The following is an 8,204-nucleotide window of genomic DNA, read 5'->3' on the forward strand; positions in this document are numbered from 1 at the left end:
TCAGGATATTACGTCCCAGACCTTGTCCGGCACCAACAATACCGCCCAATCCATTGGCGAGCTGGCGGAGCTGGCCGTAGAGCTGCGCAACTCGGTTTCCGGCTTCAAGTTGCCGGCATCTATGGAGCGCGAATTGCCTGAATACTCCCTGCCGGTGGATGATGAGAGCAGCATCGATGAGGCCGGAGTTGAGGAAGAGGAGTGGTCTGAGCCCACCGATTATGTCGAAGCCGATAGCCTCCGCGGGCTGAGCCTCCAAGACCCCGAGGGAGATCACAGTGCTTCGCCGTTGGCACCAATGGAGAGCTCTGTAGCACCGAAGCCCAAGCCGCAAGCGGAGCGCCAGCCGATGCGTGGCACGATGCTTTCAGACGACGAGTTTGACCTGATTGACCAAGCTCTGCACAAAGGGGGTGATCAGGCGGCAGCGGATACCGTTGAAAGTGTGTTGCAGGATGCAGAAGCTACCCGTGATGAGCTGACCGAAGATACTCCTGTGGAACAGAAGCAGAGCTACAGTGATGATTACGACGAGGAGGCACTGCTCAAATCGCTCCAGGAAACGGATCCCGATGATGAGTTGGACTTTGATGCACTGACAGAAGATTTCTACAGTGAGGATGAGGCCGAAGAGGAAAAATCGAAACAGACGACTTCAACCCTGTAATACACCTGAGTACCTGACGGGGAGTGCTAGATGGAACAACAGGGAAAATTACAGGGATTGTCCTGGTTGACGGATGAAGTCGAGACCAGCCTGAATAATGCGGCTGAGGCGCTGGAAATTTATCTCGACCATCCAGACAACGACGAACCTATGCGCCGTTGTCTATCTCTGATACATGAAGTTCACGGTTCCCTGAAAATGGCGGAGTGCCACGGCCCGCTGCTGCTGGCCGATGAGATGGAACAGGTGGCCCAGCGCATTATCAACCGGCGCGTCATGAATGTCGCCGAGGCAGGTGCGGTGCTGGTGCAGGCTATTCTAACCCTGCCCGGCTACTTGCGGCAGTTGCTCAACACCCGTCAGGATCAGCCGGAAACACTACTGCTGCTACTTAACGAACTGCGAGCCATAAAATCAGAGCCGCTGGTATCGGAAACCGCTTACTTCACGCCCCAGATGCTCGCTTCAGAGCAGCTCAGCAAATCCTACAATCGGCAACCTGATCCGGTGGCCATGACCAATTTGTTACGCAAGCTGCGGCAAATGTATCAGTACGCCCTGCTGGGGGTGGTCAAGGGCGAGAAGGTTGAAGAAAACTTCGGTTACCTCGATAAAGTATTTTCGCGGCTTCGCGAGCTGAGCAAAGGTATGCCACGGGAGCCACTCTGGAATGTGGTGCTGGCTCTTCTGGAGGGTATCGCCGGTAAGGAAATCAAATTGGGTCAGGCAGTGCAGATGCTGCTGCGACAGCTGGAGGTGGAAATTCGCCGCCTCTCCCAGGCAGGCTATGACGGCCTCATGCAGCCCATGCCGAGAACCCTGCTAAAAAACCTTCTGTTTTATATTGCCCACGGTAAAAGCCAGGGCCCACGTTCTACCCTGGTCAGGGAGTTGTATCATCTGGACCAAGCGCTCCCCGATGTGCTGGTTGAAGAGGCGGACAACAACTTTTCAGCGCTGTATCAGAACGATACTGCCAAAGCCATGGTGGCCGTGCTTGAGGAAGAGTTCAGTCGGCTCAAGGAAGCATTGGCACAACTGGTGGAAGTTCCCGGTGACCATAAGGGGTTGAGGACAGAAACCGATGAGCGCCTGAAACGCATTTCCGATTCCATGCTGATGTTGGGCAGGCAGGAGCAATATCAGCAGATTGAGGAGGCCCGATCCCTCTGGTCTTCATTTCAGCAGCATCCCGAGGACCGTAGTGGACTGCTGGCAATGGCAGATAAACTGGTATTGGCCGAAAACGGCCTGCAGGGATGGCTGGAACAGAACAGACAGCTGATTGAAGGAATTACCACCAACAATGCCACGCAGGTGGAGCTGAACCGCGCACAATTGGCACTGCTGACTGAAGCCAAAAGCGGGCTTGAGAAAATCAAGGATGTCATTGTCGATTTCATTGCCTCGCAATGGCAGCGTGACAAGCTGGCCGATGTGTCTCAGTTGCTGATGGATGTCAAAGGGGCCCTGGCCGTGCTTGAGCAGGATAGGGCTGCCCGTGTGATGACAGCCTGCCAACGCTTCCTTTCTGAGGAAGTGCTGGCCGAACAAAGCGTGCCCAACTGGAATATGTTGGATTCACTCGCTGAAGCCTTGACCAGTATTGAATACTTTCTGGATGTTCTCGATCAGCGGGATGCCGATTACGAGGACATGATCCTGTCCCTGGCAGAAAAAAGTGTCGCAAAACTGGGGTACCCGGTTACAGCGCTCAACCAGCCTGACTCCCCCACGGTTATCCCGATCTTGAAACCTGATACAGGCGGTTCGGTTGACCCAGTTGAAGAGATAACGCAGAGCGAACAGGCATACGAAGAAGCCATTGCACCTGCCGAATCCGTGGATGAGATATCGGCCGAGCCGACATCAGAAAAGCATGACGAGTCGCAGGTCGATGACGAGATCGTTGAGGTATTCCTTGAGGAAGTCGATGAAGTCCTGGCGACCCTCAGGGAACAGTACCAGTTGTGGGTTGAACAGCCTGACAGTGAAAAGCCGCTTACAGAGGTTCGCCGGGCCTTCCACACCCTCAAGGGTGGCGGACGCATGGTGGGAGCAGAGACTCTGGGCGAGCTTGCCTGGCAACTGGAAAACCTACTCAACAAGGTACTTGAAAAGCGCGTGATGGTTACTCCCACCCTGATGGCCGTGGTGGAACTGTCTCTGGAGGTCATGCCCGAGGTCAGCGAAGCATTTCGTCTGGGCCGCAAACCGAAAAGAGCGGGATTTGTCGGTCGGCTGATGATTGCAGCAGAGGCGCTTGCCAAAGGTGAAGAGGTTGCCCTGTCACAGTTTGAAACCCATGACGCCGATACAGAGCAGGGCCGTGAAACACAGCCCGCTGTTGAGAGCAGTGATGCCGTGGAAAGCGACATAGCGGAAGCATCGCTCGAATCACCGGCAGAATTGGCCATTGATCCGGAAGAAATGGAACTGTTGTCCATCTTTTCTGAAGAGGCCGCGCAGCACCTGTCGACAATAGCCCGGTTTGTAGAAGATCAGCGCCAGGCGGCACCGGTTTATTCGCCGCCAAGCAGTGATCTGCAGGCCGCCCTGCATACTCTCAAGGGCAGTGCACGTATGGCCGGTGTGGAGTCCATTGGTGATCTCGCCACGCCTCTAGAGAACTTTATTAAAGAGCTGTACACCTACCAGCTCAACGTCGATAGCGACATTATCGACTTGCTCAGCGATGCCGATACCTATTGCCGTTTGTCCCTGTCGACAATCCCAAGCCTTGGCTGTGTCGAGGAAATACCGGAACTGCCGGGATTCCTGGAACGTCTGTCCGAGCTCCGTGATCGGGCCATGGCCGTGGTACTGCACAGTGAAGAAAAAGCGTCGTCACATCAGGTCAGTCCAGATCTGCTAAACCTGCTGATGACAGAAGGCATGCAGGCATTGCTGGATGCTGAAGATATGCTGCATCACTGGCAGCAATCCCCTGAAGATCAAACCATCGTCGGGCAGTTTGGTGATGAATTGTGCAAAGTCGCTGAGGCGGCCGAGCGGGCGGGTGTGCAACCCATGCAGCAGCTGGCCCAATTGCTGGGTGCCGCTTATGAGCAGATATTATCAACCAGCCGACCGGCTGACGAAGTATTGGTAGCTACCCTAGTTCAAGCGCACCACGAGTTGCTGGGCATGGTGGATGCGGTTGCTGCAAACCAGGATCTGACACCCTGCTCCGATTCACTGCAGCAGGCTTTATCTGATATTGCTACTCAGCCACCGACACCGGCTATCAGTGACGCGGGTGAGGCACCTCTGGATATCTCCGAGATGTTCCAAGAGAAGGTTGTTACTTTGACCGAGGTCGAGCCGCAAATTGAGGCCGGCATGACACCGGAGCCGGTTGCCTACTCCCCTGTTGAAGAAAACGACGAAGTGTTGGAAGAGCCACAGGAATTCGCACCAGAGTCCGCGGAGGTTTCTCCACCTGTCTCCGAGGCTGAACTTGAGCAGGCTGCGGATAGTGTTCATGAAGATATCAACGAAACCATAGAGGAGCCTCAAACTTCTCCTCAGTGGTTTGAAGCATCACAGCCAGTTTCCGATGCCGAGTCAGAGCAAGTTGCCGAGACCCCTGTTGAAGAGGCCAATCTATCTGAGGAATTGCCCGCTGAAACCCAGGATCTGTCTGAGAGCAGTGAACTACCTGCGGGCGAAGCCGATCAGGAGGCTGCGGCTACCGATGAATTCCAGGTGGTTGCAATCAACCGGCAAGATATTGACCTGGAAATCCTGGAAATTTTCATCAGTGAAGCAGATGAATTACTGGAAGATATTGACCGGGGCCTGCAACAGTGGGCTCAGGATTGGCAGGATCAAGACAGCATCGAGTCCCTGAAAAGGGCGCTACACACCTTCAAGGGCGGGGCGCGAATGGCGAGCCTGCAGCAGCTTGGTGAGCTCAGCCACGATTTTGAAACCGAAATTCTCACCCTGGAAAGTCATCGAGACCAACTCAACGAGGATGTTTTCCGAGGACTGATGCGTCGTCAGGATCACCTGTTGGCAGCACTGACGGCTGCCCGGCAGTTGTTTGCCGAAGCAGGGTCGGCAGCGCCGCAGCCGGAGTCCGTCACCGAATCCCCAGTTCCGCTGGAAAAAGAAGTTCAGGAAACATTGCCAGAGTCGGATCAATCCTCGGCAGAGGACAGCTTTGCCGAAATACACCCTGAGGTATTTGCCGAGCCAGCGCCTGAGAGTTCGATTTCCGATGCGCTGTTGCCGGAAATTATCGAACCTGTCGCGCCTCAGCAACAGCGGCAGCTAACGGGTCAGCAGGATACGATCAAGGTCTCGGCGCCACTGTTGGAAAGCCTGGTAAACCTCACTGGAGAAACCAGTATTTCCCGTGGTCGAGCGGAGCAACAGGTTAACGATTTTGCCTATACGCTGGATGAAATGCAGTCCACCATCGCTCGTCTCAAGGACCAGGTGCGCCGTATTGGCATGGAAACGGAAGCCCACATGATGTTCCGCCAGGAACAGCTGGAAGCGCTGAATACCCCCGAGGGTTTTGACCCTCTGGAAATGGACCGCTATTCCCACTTACAGCAATTGTCTCAGTCACTGCTTGAGTCTACTTACGACCTGCAGGACCTCAAGGAAACCCTCGCAGAAAAAGCCCGGGGTGCTGAATCACATCTGATAGGGCAAGCACGCATTGTCACAGACTTGCAGGAGCGGCTGATGCGCATGCGTCTGGTGCCGTTCACTCGGATCGTACCCAGACTGCGCCGCATCGTGCGCCAGGTTAGCGATGAGCTGGGCAAGAAAGTGGACCTGAAGCTGGTCAACATCGACGGGGAAATGGACCGCTCGGTGATGGAACAGATGCTGGCACCACTGGAGCATATGATCCGCAACTCCATCGACCATGGCATGGAGCCCGGAGCAGAGCGCCTGGCTGCGGGTAAGCCGGAAACCGGCACCATCTCCGTGGGGTTGGTGCGTGAGGGCGGTGATATCCTGTTGCAGCTGTCCGACGATGGCCGCGGGTTGAACACCGAGGCCATTCGCCAGCGAGCGATAGAACGTGAGCTGATTGCGGTGGACAACAGTCTCGAAGACCAGGATATCATCCAGTTTATCTTTGAACCGGGGTTCACCACCGCCGAAAAAGTCTCCCAGGTGTCCGGGCGCGGCGTCGGCATGGATGTGGTCAACAGCCAGGTCCGTGAACTGGGCGGCACCATCCAGATTCATTCACACCCGGGTCAGGGCACAGAGTTTATTATCCGGTTGCCGTTCACCGTTTCCGTCAACCGCGCGTTGATGATCGAAATGTACGGGGAGCTTTACGCCCTGCCATTGAGCAGTGTCGATGGTGTGGTTCGTATGAGCCCCAGCGAGCTGGAGCAATACTACCGTCACCCGGACTCACGACTCGAGTATGCCGGTGAGCAGTATGAAGTGCGCTATCTAGGCAGTCTGATCAAGGAGGGTGCGGCTCCCCGCATTGATACCTCGCTACAATCGGTATTTATGGTGCTTGTGCACTCGGAAACCCGCCGCTATGCGGTGCAGGTTGACGGCCTGGCAGGCAGTGCTGAAATTGTGGCGAAAAGTCTCGGGTTGCCCTTCAGTAAGGTGCCGGGACTGTCCGGTGCGACGCTGATGGGCGACGGTCGCGTGGTGATTATTCTCGACATGCTGGGACTGCTACGTGCCGAAGTGGTGGCGAGAGCAGGGGTCGAAGTACACGACTCCAAACAGGAGCGCGATCAGTCCAGCGCCATCTGCGCCATGGTGGTAGATGACTCTGTGACCGTGCGCAAGGTCACCAGCCGGTTCCTGGAACGGGAAGGTTTCGAAGTGCTGACGGCGCGGGACGGGGTCGAGGCCATGAAGTTGTTGGAAGATCGTCACCCCGACGTCATGCTGCTGGATATCGAGATGCCGCGCATGGATGGCTTCGAGGTGGCAAAGCGGGTCAAGGGCAGTAATACGTTGCGCTCTATACCCATCATCATGATCACCTCCCGCACCGGCGACAAACACCGTGACAGAGCCTTTGCCCTGGGCGTTGAACGTTATATGGGCAAACCCTATCAGGAAGATGAGCTGCTCACCGCCATGTCCGAAGTGATACAACTGGCCGAGCAATAAGTGCCTGGATAGAAAGCGGGGTTGGAGACTAGCCACATGAACGAGTTACAGACAGACAGCGGGTTACTGCAGACAGAGGTAGACAGCCTTTTTGTCTCCATTCAAGGGCACCGCCTGCTGGTACCGGCGGCTGGTGTTGCCGAAGTGGTTCAGCAGGTGGTCTGTGAGCCTGCTGACGAGCCAGACTGGTTGGTCGGCTGGATGGAATGGCGATTGCAACGCATTCCCCTGGTTTCCTTTGAGAGGCTGGGTGAAAACGGTGGCAGCCAGTCACCGGGTCGTATGGCGCTGGTGCTGCACGCCATGACCGATAACCAGAAATTCAATTTCTTTGCCTTGCAGATACAGGGTTTTCCACACTTGATGCGCATGACCCCCGCAGACCTGATGCAGGAAATGAGTACAGAGAGTCACCCCTTTGCGATCATGGCCGTGGCCATGGATAGCTGGCAGGCATTGATTCCGGACCTGGAAAAGTTGGAACACTACCTTTCCGAACAGCTTTACCCCTGAGATTGACAGACAAAGACCGCTTGCCCTCCGCCGCTACTTGGATCGCAGAAGTGCTATGCTTACCGAGAACCCTGCAAGGCGGGGGTCGTTTCACAAACAAGCCATACTTTGCGATGCCGCCTGCAGGTGATAGAGTTAGTCGGAAGATCAACCGATCTCCTCTCCCCTTCCCGCTCCTGGTACAACCTTTTTCCTAGGGTGAACGTATGTCCGAAAAGAGCAAAAAGTCTGCAGCACAGATTCAGGAAGAGCTGCTGGCTAAAGCGATCGAGAACACTGTTGCGCTCAATCCTCTGGTGGGCGTTAGTACGGATGACATCAAAAGCGCGGTGAAAAAAACCGCGAAGCAGGCCGCCGCGCAGCCGTCAAAAGTATTGCGCTACAGCAAGCGCTTCGGGCGGCGGGTCGCCGATATTTTGAAAGGCACGGACGAGTATGATGATGCCATCAAGGACCGTCGTTTTTCCGATCCCTCCTGGGAAGAAAATGTTATCTACCGAAAACTGAAACAGGCGTATTTTGCCTGGGATGAATCCCTGGACGAGCTGGTGGATGATCTTGATCTGGATGGGCTGGATCTGCGCCGGGCCAAGTTCGTCAAGGAAGTACTGACCACCTCCATGTCACCCACCAATTTTCTGCTGGGCAACCCTAAGGCATTGCGCAAAGTGGTTGAGACCAAAGGCAACAGTCTGATCAAGGGACTGAAAAACTACGTTAACGATCTGCAGCACAACCACGGCATGCCTTCCCAGGTGGATAAAAGCAAATTCCGTGTGGGCGTCAATCTGGCCACCACGGAAGGGTCCGTGGTGTACCGCAATGAGCAGTTGGAGCTCATCCAGTACCGCCCCCGTACATCGAAGGTTTATCGCCGCCCGCTGTTAATTGTCCCGCCGCAGAT

At 55.4% G+C, this 8,204-nt stretch carries 2 protein-coding genes and 2 pseudogenes; all 4 read left to right on the forward strand.

Annotated features, from left to right (window positions below):
• Positions 1 to 667: pseudogene (locus tag ACYZYZ_RS02445) on the forward strand (hypothetical protein); the annotation flags it as partial.
• Positions 668 to 697: 30 nt separating this feature from the next.
• Positions 698 to 6,787: a hybrid sensor histidine kinase/response regulator gene (locus ACYZYZ_RS02450; RefSeq protein WP_461483123.1), complete on the forward strand. Its 6,090-nt coding sequence runs from the start codon at positions 698 to 700 to the stop codon at positions 6,785 to 6,787.
• A 36-nt stretch (positions 6,788 to 6,823) separates the two neighbouring features.
• Positions 6,824 to 7,300 (forward strand): chemotaxis protein CheW, encoded by a 477-nt coding sequence (locus ACYZYZ_RS02455; RefSeq protein ID WP_305170444.1) that lies wholly within the window; start codon positions 6,824 to 6,826, stop codon positions 7,298 to 7,300.
• A gap of 206 nt (positions 7,301 to 7,506) precedes the next feature.
• Positions 7,507 to 8,204: pseudogene (locus ACYZYZ_RS02460) on the forward strand (hypothetical protein); the annotation flags it as partial.

Origin of the sequence: Porticoccus sp., assembly GCA_023261185.1 — a bacterium.
Taxonomy (GTDB): Bacteria; Pseudomonadota; Gammaproteobacteria; order Pseudomonadales; family Porticoccaceae; genus Porticoccus; species Porticoccus litoralis.

Excerpts from the sequence above, each read along its gene's own strand:
- ACYZYZ_RS02450 (WP_461483123.1), top strand. The coding sequence starts at position 698 with ATGGAACAACAGGGAAAATTACAGGGATTGTCCTGGTTGACGGATGAA.
- ACYZYZ_RS02455 (WP_305170444.1), top strand. The coding sequence starts at position 6,824 with ATGAACGAGTTACAGACAGACAGCGGGTTACTGCAGACAGAGGTAGAC.